Origin of the sequence: Mesorhizobium sp. LHD-90 (assembly GCF_030929505.1) — a bacterium.
Taxonomy (GTDB): domain Bacteria; phylum Pseudomonadota; class Alphaproteobacteria; order Rhizobiales; family Rhizobiaceae; genus Kumtagia.
Genome location: NZ_JAVFVV010000029.1, coordinates 41771 through 57000, shown reverse-complemented (window position 1 = coordinate 57000; position 15230 = coordinate 41771). Strand labels below are relative to the sequence as shown.

At 63.2% G+C, this 15230-nt stretch carries 17 protein-coding genes; 11 read left to right on the top strand and 6 right to left on the bottom strand.

The features are described 5' to 3' along the window. Both RB623_RS27880 and RB623_RS27875 read right to left on the bottom strand, forming a co-directional pair. On the bottom strand, nt 1–1763 hold a 1763-nt coding region (locus tag RB623_RS27880; RefSeq protein ID WP_308060390.1), incomplete at its 3' end, for a calcium-binding protein. A gap of 192 nt (nt 1764–1955) precedes the next feature. After that, nucleotides 1956–2867, bottom strand: coding sequence for an alpha/beta fold hydrolase (locus RB623_RS27875; protein WP_308060389.1), 912 nt, complete (start codon nt 2865–2867; stop codon nt 1956–1958). 47 nt (nt 2868–2914) lie between these two features. Here RB623_RS27875 and RB623_RS27870 point away from each other — a divergent pair, with 47 nt between their 5' ends. Next, on the top strand, nt 2915–3367 hold the full coding sequence (locus RB623_RS27870) for a MarR family transcriptional regulator (RefSeq protein ID WP_308060388.1): 453 nt from the start codon (nt 2915–2917) through the stop codon (nt 3365–3367). A gap of 30 nt (nt 3368–3397) precedes the next feature. On the opposite strand, the gene RB623_RS27865 is transcribed toward RB623_RS27870, so the two are convergent. The 3 genes from RB623_RS27865 to RB623_RS27855 all read right to left on the bottom strand — a co-directional run bounded on the left by RB623_RS27865 (nt 3398) and on the right by RB623_RS27855 (nt 5341). Then, on the bottom strand, nt 3398–4285 hold the full coding sequence (locus RB623_RS27865; RefSeq protein ID WP_308060387.1) for a protein-methionine-sulfoxide reductase heme-binding subunit MsrQ: 888 nt from the start codon (nt 4283–4285) through the stop codon (nt 3398–3400). Between the two features lie 84 nt (nt 4286–4369). Beyond that, nucleotides 4370–4981, bottom strand: coding sequence for a pyridoxamine 5'-phosphate oxidase family protein (locus RB623_RS27860; protein WP_308060386.1), 612 nt, complete (start codon nt 4979–4981; stop codon nt 4370–4372). Nucleotides 4982–4990: 9 nt separating this feature from the next. Next, nucleotides 4991–5341 (bottom strand): DUF971 domain-containing protein, encoded by a 351-nt coding sequence (locus RB623_RS27855; protein ID WP_308060385.1) that lies wholly within the window; start codon nt 5339–5341, stop codon nt 4991–4993. Nucleotides 5342–5515: 174 nt separating this feature from the next. Between RB623_RS27855 and moaA the strand changes: the two genes are divergently transcribed. The 10 genes from moaA (at nt 5516) to RB623_RS27805 (ending at nt 14289) form a co-directional block, all read left to right on the top strand. Continuing rightward, nucleotides 5516–6517 carry a GTP 3',8-cyclase MoaA gene (gene moaA, locus RB623_RS27850; protein WP_308060384.1) on the top strand — a complete coding sequence of 334 codons (1002 nt, stop codon included), beginning with the start codon at nt 5516–5518 and terminating at the stop codon, nt 6515–6517. 150 nt (nt 6518–6667) lie between these two features. Next, nucleotides 6668–8035 carry an adenylate/guanylate cyclase domain-containing protein gene (locus RB623_RS27845; protein ID WP_308060383.1) on the top strand — a complete coding sequence of 456 codons (1368 nt, stop codon included), beginning with the start codon at nt 6668–6670 and terminating at the stop codon, nt 8033–8035. Between the two features lie 176 nt (nt 8036–8211). Continuing rightward, the gene (locus RB623_RS27840) at nt 8212–9132 is read left to right on the top strand and encodes a DMT family transporter (protein WP_308060382.1); all 921 of its coding nucleotides are present in this window, start codon (nt 8212–8214) and stop codon (nt 9130–9132) included. A gap of 151 nt (nt 9133–9283) precedes the next feature. Further along, nucleotides 9284–9796 (top strand): molybdopterin-guanine dinucleotide biosynthesis protein B, encoded by a 513-nt coding sequence (gene mobB / locus RB623_RS27835; protein WP_308060381.1) that lies wholly within the window; start codon nt 9284–9286, stop codon nt 9794–9796. A 153-nt stretch (nt 9797–9949) separates the two neighbouring features. Then, entirely contained in the window at nt 9950–10741 is a 792-nt protein-coding gene (locus RB623_RS27830) for an ABC transporter substrate-binding protein (protein ID WP_308060380.1), read from the top strand. A gap of 79 nt (nt 10742–10820) precedes the next feature. Next, complete coding sequence (locus tag RB623_RS27825) at nt 10821–11531, top strand: ABC transporter permease (RefSeq protein WP_308060379.1); 711 nt, start codon at nt 10821–10823, stop codon at nt 11529–11531. Next, nucleotides 11528–12355, top strand: coding sequence for an ABC transporter permease (locus tag RB623_RS27820; RefSeq protein ID WP_308060378.1), 828 nt, complete (start codon nt 11528–11530; stop codon nt 12353–12355). Before RB623_RS27825 ends, RB623_RS27820 begins: the two co-directional genes overlap by 4 nt. A gap of 50 nt (nt 12356–12405) precedes the next feature. Next, a complete protein-coding gene (locus tag RB623_RS27815; protein WP_308060377.1) occupies nt 12406–13275 on the top strand; it encodes an NAD(P)-dependent oxidoreductase in 870 nt (289 codons plus the stop codon). A 1-nt stretch (nt 13276) separates the two neighbouring features. Further along, nucleotides 13277–13579, top strand: a complete 303-nt coding sequence (locus tag RB623_RS27810; protein ID WP_308060376.1) for a hypothetical protein — start codon at nt 13277–13279, stop codon at nt 13577–13579. After that, a complete protein-coding gene (locus RB623_RS27805; protein WP_308060393.1) occupies nt 13576–14289 on the top strand; it encodes a DNA alkylation repair protein in 714 nt (237 codons plus the stop codon). Before RB623_RS27810 ends, RB623_RS27805 begins: the two co-directional genes overlap by 4 nt. Nucleotides 14290–14693: 404 nt before the next feature. Here RB623_RS27805 and RB623_RS27800 read toward each other — a convergent pair whose 3' ends face one another. Next, nucleotides 14694–15185 carry an Lrp/AsnC family transcriptional regulator gene (locus RB623_RS27800; RefSeq protein WP_308060375.1) on the bottom strand — a complete coding sequence of 164 codons (492 nt, stop codon included), beginning with the start codon at nt 15183–15185 and terminating at the stop codon, nt 14694–14696. Nucleotides 15186–15230: the final 45 nt, after the last annotated feature.

Here is a 15230-nt window from a genome sequence, read left to right as displayed (position 1 = left end):
CGGAACGTGTCCGAACCGCCCATGCCGAACAGCACGTCGCTGCCGCCGGCGCCGTCGAGCACGTTGGCGCCGTCATTGCCGCGCACCAGTTGCCTGATCTCGTTGCCGGTCAGGTTGACCGCATAGACCGCGTGCAGCGAGGTGGTGTTAAGGTATTCGGCGCTGACGCCGCTGGCCAGCACGAAGTTCACGCCGGCGCTGACGCGGTCGTTGCCCTGGCCACCGAATTCGACGATCGCCGCGCCGGCATTGTAGACCGAATAGCTGTCGTTGCCGACGCCGCCGGTCAGCGTGTCGGCGCCGCCGACGCCGCCGTCGTTGAGGATGTTGTCGCCGGCATTGCCGGTCAGCACGTCGGCGAAGGCCGAGCCCTTGAGGTTCTCGATGTCGGTAAAAGTATCGCCGGAAGCGTCGCCGCCGCTGGCGGCGCCCGTCCCCAGGTCGACAGTGACGCCGGCCGCCGAGCCTGCATAGCTGACGGTGTCGTTGTCGCCCCCGCCGTTCAGGACGTCGGCGCCGGTTCCGCCGTCCAGCACGTCGTCGCCGTTGCCGCCCTCCAGGGTATCGGCTCCTGCTTCTCCAACGAGGCGGTTTGTATTGCCGTCTCCGATCAACGTGTCGTTGAAGCTGGAGCCCGCGACATTCTCGATCCCGATGAGTGAGTCGCCATCGGCGTCGCCCCCGGAAGCGGTGCCAAGCTGCAGATTGACCGTCACGCCGGCGCTGGATGTTGCATTGATGGCGGTATCGACCCCGTCGCCGCCGTTCAGGACGTCGGCGCCGGCGCGACCATTCAGCGTGTCGTTGCCGTCACCGCCATCCAGCGAATTCACGCCGCCTTCGCCTGTCAGCGTATCGTTGAAGGCCGAACCGGCGACATTTTCGATATTGGAGAGTGCGTCGCCTTGGGCGGAACCTTGCAGCCCCATGCCGAGCTCCAGACTGACGATGACGTGCGCGGCGGAACTCGCGTAGCTGGCCGTATCGTTGCCGCCACTGCCATCCAGCGCGTCGGCTCCTGCACTACCATCCAGAACATTGTCGCCTGCCGACCCGGTGAGTGTGTCGTTGCTCATCGACCCGACCAGGCGCTCGATGCCGATGAGCATGTCGCCTTGGGCATCCCCACCGCTGCCGGTGCCAGTGGTGAGATTGACGATTACCGGCTCCGCGGAGGCGGAATAGTTCGCCGTGTCCGCCGAGCCCGCCCCGCCTTGCAAGGAATCGGCGCCACCGGCGCCGACCAACACATCATTCCCGGCGCCGCCGAGCAGGATGTCGTTGCCTCCCTGTCCGTCGAGCGTGTCGTTACCGCCCTGACCGTTCATCGTGTTGGCGGCTGCGCTGCCGGCCAAGTCGTCGCCACCCGTGTTGGAACCGATCAGGTAGACGATACCGACCAGATAGTCGCCCTGGGCGTCGCCGCCGAAACCTTGCGAGGCACCGGTGAGCTGGATGTTGAGACCCAGCCTCGGCAGGTTGAGGCTGACAAGCACTGACAGGTCGATAGTCACGCCGTCGACGGATGTCGTGTAATCAGCCGCGTCGATGCCTGAAAGGGTGATGACGCCTGCGGCATCGATCGTGCCGCCGATGACGACGTCCCCGCCGGCGCCGCCGCGGATCACATCGTCGCCGGACCAGCCGATTGCGATGTCGTCTCCGCCGAGTGCGTCGACGAAGTCGTTGCCGGTGCCCGAGACCGGCCCCATGTTGATATCAAGCAGGATCTCGGCGCCGTCGGTGCCGGTGAAAGTGGCCATGAGATCCTCGTGGAAAAATGGGGCGGCGAAGAGGTGCGCCGATTCGCACCGAACGCGATCGTAGCATGCTACCTTGAGTAGATGAATGCGTGTGGAGTACTTGTCACAGGCCCCTACCCGGCAAATGCCCGTCATGGATAACAAGGATTGAACCGGACCCGGACGGATCGATACTCGGCTGCTGAACGGCGATCAGACCACTTTGGCCAATGGTGTCGCCGCCTTCGCGAACGATACTGTTCGCGCGACGACGCCAGTGTCCGCGAGGATGCGGCGATGGCCGAGTCCGGGCGCCCAATGCAAGGTGACGTGTGGGCCTGCGCCGGCATAGGTACGTGCGTCGTCCGCGGGAACCTCGCGGTCGTCCGGCGCATGAACCACCAGCGTCGGGATCGCCACGCGCGCCAACTGGCGTGAGCCGGCAAAATCGTCCAGCCGGCGTTTTGCGATTCGCTCGATTCGCTCGGCCATTGCATCTCGGGACCGGCGGCCGAGGCCGATCTGGCGGCCGAATCCGTCAAGTATTTCCGAGATCGAGTTGGGCGCGGCGATCAGCACGAGGCGGCGAGCGCAAAGCAGCGTCGTTCCCGCCAACGATCCGGCGACGGCGTTGACCGCAACCGCGCCACCGAAGGAATGACCGAGCACTACGTCGAACGGCCCGAACCACTGTGCGACATTCGCCAATGCGTCCACCCCTTTCATGATGGTCAAGCGCCGGCCGGCGGACTGGCCGTGGCCAGGCAGGTCGACGGCGAACACCCGGTAACCGGCGGCCCGAAGGCCCTCGACGAGAGCCCTCATATATTCGGTGCGGGACCGCCAGCCATGCACGACAAGCGCCCTGCCCGCCTCACCGCTGCCGCTGTCCGGCCGGAACTCGTGCACCGCCACGCAGTCCTTGCCGGCGCTCAGGCGATGATGCCTTGCGGTGCTCATGAAGTCGGCGGCGCGCGCGATGGCCTTGCGCTCGCCATCGGTCTGGATGCGCGGATTGGGCGTGCGGGCGAATAGTTCGAAAGCGGCGCGTCCCGCCAGTTTTGGTGCAACCCGTTCACCGATGCCGAAAAGGGTGCGGGTGACCTGCCAACCCAAAGATGCCATAATCGCGGACCATCAACTAGTTCAAGCATGAACATATTAGTTCAAGAATGAACAATAATCAAGAACTCCCCTGGGATAATCCGCGCTTCCGCAACTGGGTCGCGGTCGCGCGCGCCTGCCATGCCGTGGAACGCGCGTTGGGCGCGGCCCTGCTGCCTCTCGACCTGAAGCCCGCACAACTCGACGTTTTGATGAACTTGTTCCGGCACCCCGGCATCTCGCAGCAGGATCTTGCACGAAAGCTGCTGGTCGGGCGCTCCAACATCACCATGCTGGTGCCGCAACTCGAGACACGCGGGCTGTTGACGCGAGAGGGCGATGAGAAGGATCGGCGCGTGCTGCGGCTCACGCTAACGGCGGACGGCGAAGGACTGCTGATGCAGGCGCTCAAGATCTACACGGCACTGATCGAGAAGGCGATGGCGACCGCCACCCCCAGCGAATGCGATTTCGTCGGCGACCACATGCGCCGAATCGCCGACGTTCTGAGAGTCGACTGAGCGGTCCGGGCTATCGCACTCTGGATACCACTATCCGGCCGCCGCCCGCAGGGGCTTGCGGCCGCCGCCCTTCGGGCGCTTTTCGCCAGCAAGCGGACGCAGCAACGGCACGGCGGCGGCCGTCAATCCGGTCGCCAGAACCCACCAGGCAGGCCGGACCATATACGAAAAATGCAGATTGGCGGCGAGCACGCGCTCCGGCGGGACGCCGGTCGCGAGCGCGTACCAGGCATATTCGATGCCAGCCGTGGCGAGGCCGGCCAGAATCGCAGCACCGCCGAGCACCAGTGGCGAGCCAATGTCGAATCCACGCCAATGCAGGATCCGGAAGAACATTAGCAGCACGAACAGGCCGCTCATCAGAGTGGCCTCGTAAACATCCGCTTTGGTCTGCATGAAGAAATGCAGCGCCGCGAGAACGCCGATCGCATAGATGATCCTGTGCAGCCGCGTCCAATTGCGACCAAGCTTCTTGATCATCGCGTCGGTCGAGGTTGCGCCCAGAACGGACAATCCTATCAGCGCCGCGAAACCGATGGTCAGATAGATTCGAAGCGCTATCTCCGACGCGACGCGGGCCAGCCCAAAATTCTGGTCGATGATGTAGAGGCAAAGATGGGTGAGCGCATAGAACAGCGCAGCCAGCCCAATCATGCGGCGCACCAGGATAAGTTTCGGCCAGTCTGCAATGCGCCGGAGCGGCGTGACCGCCAGCGACAGAAACAGGAAGCGGATCGCCCAATCGCCTGTGCCGTGGATCAGCTCGGTCACCGGCCGTGGCCCGAGCGCACCCGCCGCAAATTGGGCGAGCAGCCAGATGGCTGGAAGGACCAGTCCGGCAAGCACCGCCGTCTTCAGCGGTGAAAGATGCCCGGCGCGGTCGTTCCAGGGCAGTGGCAAGGATCGGCGATCAGTCATGGCACGATCCTATACGAAGATCGTGCGGCCTTGTTACGGAACGGGCGGATCACGCTTCAGTGAAGCAACCACCGCCGGCCCGCCTCACCACATCGTCTTGCGCGCCCGCTCCGGCCATTCCCGATCATAGGCGTCGCCGTCGATGCGGGCAGCGCTGGTTTTTTCCAGAATTTTTCCGGGCGTCGGCAGCGATTTTTCGTCGACATGCCTTTCCGGGTTCCACAGATCGGAACGGCGGATGGCGCGGGCACACTGGAAGTAGACCTTTTCGATGGCGATCACGGTGACGGACCGCGCCGGCTTGTCTTCCATGGCAAAACTGGCGCAGAGGTCCGGATCGATGCTGACTTCGGCGCGGCCGTTGACGCGCAGCGTCGTGCCGGAACCGGGAATCAGGAACAGCAGCCCTACCCTGCCGTCGCGGATGATGTTTTTGAGCGAGTCAGCGCGGTTGTTGCCGCGCCGGTCCGGTATCAGCAGAGTCCTGTCGTCTCTGATGCGCACAAAACCGGCGAGATCGCCGCGCGGACTGCAATCCAGCCCCTCCGGCCCGGCGGTCGCCAGCGCCACGAAAGGCGACGCCTCGATCAGCACGGCATATTCCGGGATCAGCCGGTCGAGTTCCTTGACCAGCGAGGCCTCGCCGGGCTGGCCGTAGAGCGCTTCCAGTTCCTCGACGGTCCTAACTATCGACATCGTTGTTCCTCAGTCTCGCGAAAGGGCTTTTTGCGCAAGCTCGTCGAGATACGCCTGCCAACGCGAATCCTTCTCATGTCCGAGCGTATGCAGGTACTGCCAGGTGAAGATGCCGGTGTCGTGAAAATCGTCGAAGGTGATGCGCACCGCGTAATTGCCGACCGGCTCGATCTTCGAAATGGCGACGTTGCGTTTCCCCGGCACGGTGACGCGCTGCTCGGGGGAATGGCCCTGCACTTCCGCCGACGGCGACAGCACGCGCAGCAATTCCGCCGGCAGTTGGAACGGCCGATGGTCGGGAAAGGTCACCGTCAGCAGTTTCCGGTCTTTCGAGACACGGAGTTCGGTCGGAGCAGTCATCGGTCGTTCTCCATCTGCGGCCGCTATACGCCCAATGCCGTTCGCGAGAAAGCTCTCGACGCCGGCCGCGCCGCATCAACCAAAGAACAGGCGTGACCTTGATTGTCGCGCCCGATCGTACGACATAGGGATATATAACGATCGGCCAGAAGCCGATGGAGGAACGCAATCCCGATGCAGTCCGACATGATCGATCCTTTCGGCCGGGCCATCACCTATCTACGCGTGTCGGTCACCGACCGCTGCGACTTCCGTTGCACCTACTGCATGGCGGAAGACATGACCTTCCTGCCGAAGAAGGATCTTCTGTCGCTGGAAGAGCTCGACCGGCTAACCACCGTCTTCGTCGAGAAGGGCGTAAAAAAACTGCGCCTCACCGGCGGCGAGCCGCTGGTACGCAAGAACATCATGCATCTGGTCCGCCAGATCTCGCGCCATCTCGACAGCGGTGCGCTGGAGGAATTGACGCTCACCACCAACGGCTCGTTGCTTTCGCGCTTCGCGGCTGAGCTCGCCGATTGCGGGGTAAAACGCATCAATGTGTCGCTCGACACGCTCGACACGGATAAATTCCGGCAGATCACCCGCTGGGGCAGCCTCGATCGCGTCATGGCCGGCATCGACGCCGCGCAGGCTGCCGGAATTCATATCAAGCTCAACGCGGTCGCATTGAAGAATTTCAACGAGTTCGAGATTCCGGAACTGCTGCGCTTCGCCCACGGCCGCGGCATGGATCTCACCGTCATCGAGACCATGCCGATGGGCGAAATCGACGGCGACCGCACCGACCAGTACCTGCCGCTGTCGCTGCTGCGTGCCAGCCTGGAGCGACTGTTCACACTCAGCGATATTCCCTTCAAAACCGGCGGCCCGGCCCGCTACGTCGAGGTGGCGGAGACCGGCGGGCGGCTCGGCTTCATCACGCCGATGACCCACAATTTCTGCGAGAGCTGCAACCGCGTCCGTCTGACTTGCACCGGCACGCTCTATATGTGTCTTGGCCAGGAGGACGCCGCCGACCTGCGCACGCCGCTGCGTGTGTCGGAAGGCAACGAGCGCGTGTCGGCCGCCATCGACGAGGCGATCGGCCGCAAACCGAAGGGCCACGATTTCGTGATCGATCGGCGCACCCGCCGCCCAGCCGTGTCGCGCCACATGAGCGTCACCGGCGGCTGATCCGTCTCTTATCACAAATTTTTTGACTGGACTCGAACCGGCTCACGGCGTTAGCCGCAACCTCCGGTTCGGACCTATGCGCGATTCAAGCCGGTCATCACCCAGTTCTCGCCCGTCGAGCCTTGATCAAAAACCAGCGGTTTCGACAGCATGACCACGCTCGACAACGACACATTGGCGGAAAGGCAGCGCCAGCGGCTGGCCTCGCTGCTGACACGCGCCGAGCGCCAGGGCGCCCGCTGGCAGTTCTGGGTCACGTCCGGGACGCTGCTCGGCGTCGCCATCCTGTTCGTCGCGCTCGACAAGTGGGACGCGGCGTTCAGCTACTCGATCTCGACGCTGGTCTTCTTCTTCCTGATCAACCTGTTGAACTACCTGCTGATCAGGCGTGGCATGCGGCCGCTCTGGCTCGGCTATGTGCTTGGCACCCTCAACATCGTGGTCTTGACTGCGGTCGTCGTCATACCCAACCCGTTCCACGACCAGGCACTGCCGCATGCCATGACACTGCGCGACGCCGGCTTCAAATATCTGCTGATCTTCGTCTGTCTCGGCGCGCTGACGCTGTCGCCACGCCTCGCCGCCTGGCTCGGCACCGCCGCGGCGCTGTGCTGGGCAGCGGCCGTGCTGTGGATCATTTCGCTGCCGGGAAGCATCGTCGCGCCGCCGCCAGCCGACGGCATCGGTGTCGGCGAGCGGCTGCGCCTCTATCTCAATCCCAATTTCGTCGACATCGTCGACCAGGCCACCAACATCGCGGTGATCCTGATCATCGCCGGCATCATCGCGTCGGTGGTGGCGCGCACGCGCCGACTGGCCGAGGATTACACGAAAGCCGAACGCGCCCGCGTCAACCTCGCCCGGCATTTCTCACCAAACGTCGTCGACGCGCTGGCGTCGATCGACGAGCCGTTCGGCCCGGTGCGCCGGCAGGAGGTCGCGGTGCTGTTCGCCGACATCGTCGGCTTCACCAACTATGCCGAGGACCACAAGGCCGAAGAGGTGTTTTCCATGCTGCGCGCCTTCCACGGGCGCATGGAGCAGGTGGTGTTCGACCATGGCGGCACGGTCGACAACTATATCGGCGACTGCATCATGGCGACCTTCGGCGTACCCCGCCCCGCCGAGGACGACGCGGCGCGGGCGCTGCGCTGCGCGCGCGCCATGCACATCGCCCTCGACCAGTGGAACGACGAGCGTCGCCGAAGCGGCCTCGACCCCGTCGACGTGCGGATCGGCTGCCAGTACGGTCCGGTGGTGATCGGCGCGATCGGCAGCGAGCGTAGCCTCTCGTTCGCGGTCATCGGCGACACCTGCAACGTTGCCAGCCGGCTGCAGACGATGTGCCGCGATCTCGGCGCCGCTGTCTGCGTCGGCGACGCGCTCGTCAAACGTGTCGCCATGTCCGGCGCGGACGACTTGACCGAAGGTTTCGTGGCGATGCGTGACGTGACGGTACGCGGCCGCGAGGCGCCCATCGACATGTGGACCTTGCCGGTCACGGCTCCGGCTGTCTAGCGGATGCGGGCAAACGCTTCTTGCCTGCGCATTCCTGGGCGACTCGGTGGTGCCCGCCTCGGCCAGGCCGATCGTACCGGGGCGTCCACGCCTCGCCGGCTGGACCAGCGCATTAAAATTGCTGGTGTCGCCGCATCCGTCTAAGCGGCGGCATCGCAATCTTTCCGGACGGCCCCGTGGCGCTTTCCCCCAATCATGCCGGCGCGGTTTTCATGATGGTGTCGATGGCGGGTTTCACCGTCAACGACGCCCTGGTGAAACTCGCTGCGACCGAGATGAACATGGGCCAGGTCATGCTGGTGCGCGGTTTTTTCGCCACCCTGCTGATCACCGCGCTGGCCTGGCACATGGGCGCGTTCCGCTCGGTGCGGCTGCTTCTCCATCCGATGGTGGTCCTGCGCTCGGCCTGCGAGCTCGGCGCCACCGTCTTCTTCCTGACCGCCCTCGTGCATCTGCCGATCGGCGACATCTCGGCCGTGCTGCAGGCACTGCCTCTGATGGTCACGATGGGGGCGGCGCTGTTTTTCGGCGAACCCGTCGGCTGGCGGCGCTGGCTGTCGATCGGCGCGGGTTTTGCCGGTGTGCTGATCGTCATCCGCCCGGGCTTTTCCGGTTTCAGCGTCTACTCGCTCGCCGTGCTGGGCAGTGTGTTCTGCGCCACCGTCCGCGATCTCTCGACCCGCGCCGTGCCGCCGGAAGTGCCCACGCCGCTTGTCTCGGTGATGACCGCAGTGCTGGTCACGGTCGCCGGCGCGATACTGGTGAAGCCGCTCGGCGGCTGGACGCCGATGGACGGCTGGGAACTGGGCACGCTCGCCGTCGCGGCCGGCCTGCTCATCGTCGGTTACCAGTTCATCATTCTCGCCATGCGGCGCGGCGACATCTCCTTCATCGCCCCGTTCCGCTACACCTCGTTGCTCTGGGCCATTCTGCTCGGCTACCTGATCTTCGCCGACGTGCCGGACCTCCCGATGATCGCCGGCTCGGCCATCATCGTCGCGTCGGGGCTCTACATGCTCTACCGCGAGCGCGTGGTGGCAAAACGCCTGCCGATCGCCAACAGCACCTCGCCCGGCATGGCGCCGGAAGGGTTGTGAGCTTGCAGAACGATCCGCTTCGGTTTACCGCGGCCCGATGAGCGGCCTCGAGACTATCGAGATCGGCTGGATCTGCTTCAGCAGTACGTCCTTCAACATCGACACGCGCGGACCTTGCCGCGGTGGAGCGGATGGCGAAAAATAGCGGCGCATGACAAGACGCATCTTCGGCATCACCGGCTGGAAGAACTCGGGAAAGACCACGCTGGCCGAGCGGCTGGTCGCCGAGCTGACGAAGCGCGGCTGGAAAATCGCGACGGTAAAACACGCCCACCATGCCTTTGACATCGACCATGAAGGCACTGACAGTTTTCGCCATCGCGCGGCCGGTGCCACGGAGGTGGCGATCGTTTCCGGCGTCCGCTGGGCGCTGATGCACGAGCTCCGCGACGAGGCGGAGCCAGCCCTGGAGGCGGTGATTGCTCGCCTGTCGCCCTGCGACCTCGTGCTCGTCGAAGGCTACAAGCGCGAAAGCCACCTCAAGATCGAAGTGCGCCGCCGCAACGCCAAGAACACCACGCCCTTGGCGCCCGTCGACCCGAACATCGTCGCTATTGCGGCTGACCATGCGGTCGAAGGCACGGACTTGCCAGCCTTCAGCCTCGACGATATCGGCGCAATCGCCGATTTCATCGAACGCACGACCGGTCTTGTGCGCGACTGACGCAGCGTCGCTGTTCTGCTTGGACACTGCGCGGTTTTGCGATTGCTTTTTCAGCGAAAACAGTGGGAATATTAACGAATGCGGGCGTGCGAAAATCGCGCCGCAAGCGGTCCGGCTCCAGAACGGGACCGGTCGATAACAGAGAGGAACACTATGCGTATCACCAAGCGTATCGCCTTTGCGATATCGGCGGCCGCCCTGATGGCGTCGCTCGGCGCGGCAAGCGCCCAGGAATTGAACCTGAAGATCGGCACCGAAGGCGCCTACCCGCCCTTCAACAACCTGACCGCCGACGGCAAGCTGGAAGGTTTTGACATCGACATCGCCAACGCGCTCTGCGAAGAGATGAAGGCGAAGTGCGAGTTCGTCACCCAAGACTGGGACGGCATAATCCCGGCGCTGCAGGCCGGCAAGTTCGACGCCATCATCGCGTCCATGTCGATCACGCCGGAGCGCGCCGAGAAGGTCGACTTCACCCACAAATACTACAACACCCCCTCGGCTCTCGCCGGTCCGAAGGATTCCGACATCAAGGGCGTAGCCAAGGCGGATCTCGCCGGCAAGACCATTGGCGTCGCCACCTCGACCACCCACTTCAACTACGCCACGCAGACCTACACCGATTCCGAGATCAAGGGTTATCCGACCAGCCAGGAGTTCCTGCTTGACCTCGCCAACGGCCGGCTCGACGCGGTGGAGGACGACATCAGCGTGCTCGAGGAATGGCTGAAGACCGCCGATGGCGCTTGCTGCAAGCTGATCGGCCAGCCCTCGCCTCAGCCCGTCGAGATCTTCGGCGAAGGCGCCGGCATCGCCGTGCGCAAGGGCGAGACGGACCTGGTCAACAAGCTCAACGATGCCATCAAGGCGATCCGCGCCAACGGCAAATACAAGGCGATCAACGACAAGTACTTCACCTTCGACGTCTACGGCGCCGAATCCTGACACGTGATGCACGGGCGGCCGCTTTTCGTGGCCGCCCGTTTGCGTGCCGCCGACTGATCAACGGAGCCCGATCCGCCTCATGAAGAGCATCTGGACTCTGTTGAGCTGGGGTTCCGAGGGGTGGCTTGATGAAATCGCCTATGGCGTCTTCATCACCGTTTCGCTTGCGGCGGCGACCCTTCCCCTCGGGCTGCTCATCGGCTTTTTCGTTGCGCTGGCCAAGCAGTCGGGCGAACCCTCGCTCCGGCTGGCCGGCAACGTCTACACCACGATCTTCCGCGGGCTTCCTGAACTCGTCACGCTTTTCCTGGTCTACTACGGCGCGCAGATCGGCATCCAGAGTCTGATCCGCACCGTCAACCCGGAAGCGACAGTCGACGTCAATAGCTTCATCTCAGGCATGGTGGCGCTTGGCGTGGTGTTCTCCGCCTACGCGAGCGAGGTGTTTCTCTCCGCCTTCCGTGCGATTCCGCAGGGCCAGTACGAAGGCGGCTACGCCATTGGGCTGACCTACGGCCAGACCATGCGCCTCGTCGTGCTGCCGCAACTGATCCGCATCGCCCTGCCCGGCCTGGCCAATCTCTGGCTGATCCTGCTGAAGGACACCGCATTGGTGTCGGCGATCGGCCTCAACGACATCCTGCGTTGGACAAGCGTAGCGGCGCGCGTCGAGCGCGAGCCTTTCCTGTTCTACAGTTTCGCCATTTTGATCTATCTCGCGCTGACGATCGTCTCTTCCTTCGGAATCAACAAGATAGAACGGTCGGTCGGCCCGGAGCCGACGCGATGAACGCCACCGGCCAGACGGCAATCGAACTTGCCCCGCCCAACCCGCCGCGCGGCTGGCCGCGCGAGCGCATCGTCGGGCACGTGCTGACCGGTCTGTGGATTCTGGCCGGCATCGGCCTCGTCGGTTATCTGGCCGCCGTCTGGAACCTCACATGGTTCGAAAAATACATTCCGACCTACATTGCCGGCCTCAAGGTGACGCTGTCGCTGGTGGTAATCTCGATCCTCCTCGGCGCCATCCTGTCGTTACCGATCACCTATGCGCGCATGTCGAAGAACAACGTGCTTGCGGCCATCGGCTACGGCTATGTCTATTTCTTCCGCGGCACACCGCTGCTCGCACAGACGTTCCTGATCTATTACGGCATCGGCTCGTTCAAGCCGCAGTTGGAAGCGGTTGGCCTGTGGACCTTTTTTCGCGAAGCCTGGTACTGCGCCATCCTCGCCTTTTCCTTGAACACCGCCGCCTATCAGGCTGAAATCCTTCGCGGCGCGATCCGCAGCGTGCCACGCGGCCAATGGGAGGGAGCCGCCTCGCTCGGCCTCCACAAGCTGCAGACACTTTGGAAGGTTATCCTGCCGCAGGCCCTGATCGTGGCGCTGCGCCCCTATGGCAACGAGATCATCCTGATGGTCAAGGGCTCGGCCGTGGTAGCGCTGGTGACCGTGGCGGACCTGATGGGCGCGACCCGGCTCGCCTATTCGCGCAGCTTCGATTTCCAGGCCTATATCTGGGCGGCAATCATCTATCTGGCCCTTGTCGAAACCCTGCGCAACGCTATTGACTGGTTCGAACGGCTGATTACACGACACCTGCGGCGCTGAGCACACCGTCACGCCGGCCCGGGCAATCACCCGTTCGAAAGGATCGCACCATGGCGTCAGTCGCATTCCTCGGTCTGGGCGTCATGGGTTTTCCTATGGCCGGGCATCTCAAGAACAAGGGCGGCCATGACGTGACCGTCTACAACCGTACCGCCGCGCGGGCCGAAAAATGGGTCGCCGAGCACGGCGGCAAAAGCGCGCCGACGCCGGAAAAAGCCTCGGAAAACAAGGATTTCGTCTTCGCCTGCGTCGGCAATGACGACGATTTGCGCGCCGTGACAACCGGCGAGAACGGTGCCTTCGGAGCGATGAAGAAGGGGGCAATCTTCATCGACAACACCACAGCCTCAGCCGAAGTCGCCCGGGAACTTGCGGAAAAGGCGGCGGAACGCGGCTTTTCGTTCCTCGACGCGCCGGTCTCCGGCGGCCAGGCCGGCGCGGAAAACGGCGTGCTGACGGTGATGGTCGGCGGCCAAGAGGCCGATTTCGACCGGGCAAAACCGGTGATCGATTCTTACGCCCGCATGGTCGGGCTGATGGGACCGTCCGGCGCCGGACAACTGACCAAGATGATCAACCAGATCTGCATCGCCGGTCTGGTGCAGGGGCTGGCCGAGGGCATCCATTTCGGAAAGAAGGCGGGGCTGGATGTCGAAAAGGTCGTCGAGGTGATTTCCAAGGGTGCGGCCGGCTCCTGGCAGATGGAAAACCGGCACAAGACGATGAATGCCGGCAAATACGATTTCGGCTTTGCGGTCGACTGGATGCGCAAGGATCTTAATATCTGCCTTGAGGAAGCCGATCGCAACGGCGCAAAACTGCCGGTGACCGCGCTGGTCGACCAGTTCTACAAGGAAATCCAGCAGATGGGCGGCCGGCGCTGGGATACTTCGTCGCTGCTGGCGCGGCTAGAGAAATGACTTGAGCGCTTACTCGCTGCTGCTCACGATCGCCAGGGGAATTCGGCTTCGCCTTCTCAGCCGACGCGTGAACCCCGAGACTTTCGTCTACCAGTGCAGAGATCTAGGCTACGGCATGGGAGAAACGATGCTGCTTCTCATGCGCTTCTATCAACTCGACGGCCGGGAGGCCAAGAGCATCTCATTTCTGAGTCCCGCATGGGGTGAGGAAATGGTAAAGGAAACCAGTGAGTTGCATGAGCATCTTTGGAATTGGGCCGAAGCGGAGGCGAAGCGGCCAGACTCCGGAGTCAAGATCATTTGAAAGAACCTAGGCCGGACTGGTCCGCGACAGAAATCATCGCTCATCTGCACTCGATCGGTTCGGAAGACAACCGAAAGGGGATGCAGCGCTACGGGATCAGAATAGACCGGGCGCTGGGCATTTCGCACGGCGTGCAGCGGCAGATCGCCAAAAAGATCAAACGCAACCACGAACGCGCCTTCGAATTGTGGCAAAGCGGCATCATGGAGGCGCAGTTCATCGCTTCCGTCACCGCCGACCCGAAGCGCTTTTCCGCAGCCGATGCAAGGGCTTGGGCTGCGTCCTTCGATTCGTGGGATATCGTTGACGGCGTCTCCGACCTGTTCGTCGATACCGATCATTGGCGGAGCCTGATCGAGGAGTTTGCGGAAGACGAGCGGGAGTTTGTACGGCGTACGGCTTTCGCCATGCTGTGCTGGGCGACGGTGCACCGCAAGAAGGAGCCCGATGCGACCTTTGCAGCTTACCTATCGCTGGTCGAAAGGCATTCGACCGACGGCCGCAATTTTGTGAAAAAGGCGGTGAACTGGGCATTGCGGACCATCGGAAAACGCTCGATTGTGTTGCATTCACAAGCACTTGCGCTGGCAGAAAAGCTTGCCGCATCCTCGGATAAGACGGCACGCTGGATCGGCAAGGACGCGGTCCGCGAACTGACGGCGGCAAAGACAGTCGAGCGGATCAAGGCCAAGGCGAAGCCGACCACCTGAGGAGCTTCTGCGTGCCTATGCTGCTGACACAACACCGCTCGGGCTTCACCGGCGGGTCTTTGCGATCAATGGGTTAAGCCTAGCCGGCACGCCGCATCATTTCGAATGAAGTCCGGAAGATCGTTTATTTGCAACACGTTATGTGGAATGGCAGCTTGCGGAACCGCCGACGGGCTTCATGGCGGGGTTCAAAAAGCCTGCTTTCCATCGCTCTTCTGACCGTCTGGCTTCAGCAGGAACGCAAATGACCTTCTTGCCGGTTCCCGTTCCCGACACTCGCCCCGCTCGACGAAGTGAACCCAGTCGCCTTTTGGTTGGCCCCGGCAATCAACGCGACGGCGCCGCCCCGCGGCCCAAATCCAATCCGCGGAGATATTTTGGCAGGTGGCGCCCGTCCGGGCTGGTCAGGCGGCGTTGGAGCCGGATTCCTTCTCCAGCATCATGTAGTCGAGCGGCAGTTCGGTCGTGTATTTTATCTGCTCCATGGCGAAGGACGACGACACGTCGCGGATCTCGATCTTGGCGATGAGCCGCTTGTAGAAGGCATCGTAGGCGGCGATGTCGGGCACGACGACGCGCAGCAGATAGTCGATGTCGCCGCTCATGCGGTAGAATTCGATGACTTCCGGGAACTCCTGGATGACCTCGGAAAAGCGGCGCAGCCATTCGTGGCTGTGCGAGTTGGTGCGGATCGACACGAACACGGTGACGCGCGCGTTGATCCTTTCCGGATCGAGGATGGCGACGCGCCTGCGGATGACGCCTTCCTCCTCGAGCTTCTGGATGCGCCGCCAGCAAGGCGTGGTCGACAGGCCGACCTTCTTGGCGATGTCGGCCACGGCGAGCGTGGCGTCCTCCTGCAACAAGCGAAGGATTTTGCGGTCTAGGCGGTCCATAACGGGCTCCGGGAGAAAAATATTCCGCGCAACTTAGCATTCCGG

Excerpts from the sequence above, each read along its gene's own strand:
- RB623_RS27875 (WP_308060389.1), bottom strand. The coding sequence starts at position 2,867 with ATGGCATCTTTGGGTTGGCAGGTCACCCGCACCCTTTTCGGCATCGGT.
- RB623_RS27870 (WP_308060388.1), top strand. The coding sequence starts at position 2,915 with ATGAACAATAATCAAGAACTCCCCTGGGATAATCCGCGCTTCCGCAAC.
- RB623_RS27865 (WP_308060387.1), bottom strand. The coding sequence starts at position 4,285 with ATGACTGATCGCCGATCCTTGCCACTGCCCTGGAACGACCGCGCCGGG.
- RB623_RS27860 (WP_308060386.1), bottom strand. The coding sequence starts at position 4,981 with ATGTCGATAGTTAGGACCGTCGAGGAACTGGAAGCGCTCTACGGCCAG.
- RB623_RS27855 (WP_308060385.1), bottom strand. The coding sequence starts at position 5,341 with ATGACTGCTCCGACCGAACTCCGTGTCTCGAAAGACCGGAAACTGCTG.
- moaA (WP_308060384.1), top strand. The coding sequence starts at position 5,516 with ATGCAGTCCGACATGATCGATCCTTTCGGCCGGGCCATCACCTATCTA.
- RB623_RS27845 (WP_308060383.1), top strand. The coding sequence starts at position 6,668 with ATGACCACGCTCGACAACGACACATTGGCGGAAAGGCAGCGCCAGCGG.
- mobB (WP_308060381.1), top strand. The coding sequence starts at position 9,284 with ATGACAAGACGCATCTTCGGCATCACCGGCTGGAAGAACTCGGGAAAG.
- RB623_RS27830 (WP_308060380.1), top strand. The coding sequence starts at position 9,950 with ATGCGTATCACCAAGCGTATCGCCTTTGCGATATCGGCGGCCGCCCTG.
- RB623_RS27825 (WP_308060379.1), top strand. The coding sequence starts at position 10,821 with ATGAAGAGCATCTGGACTCTGTTGAGCTGGGGTTCCGAGGGGTGGCTT.
- RB623_RS27820 (WP_308060378.1), top strand. The coding sequence starts at position 11,528 with ATGAACGCCACCGGCCAGACGGCAATCGAACTTGCCCCGCCCAACCCG.
- RB623_RS27815 (WP_308060377.1), top strand. The coding sequence starts at position 12,406 with ATGGCGTCAGTCGCATTCCTCGGTCTGGGCGTCATGGGTTTTCCTATG.
- RB623_RS27800 (WP_308060375.1), bottom strand. The coding sequence starts at position 15,185 with ATGGACCGCCTAGACCGCAAAATCCTTCGCTTGTTGCAGGAGGACGCC.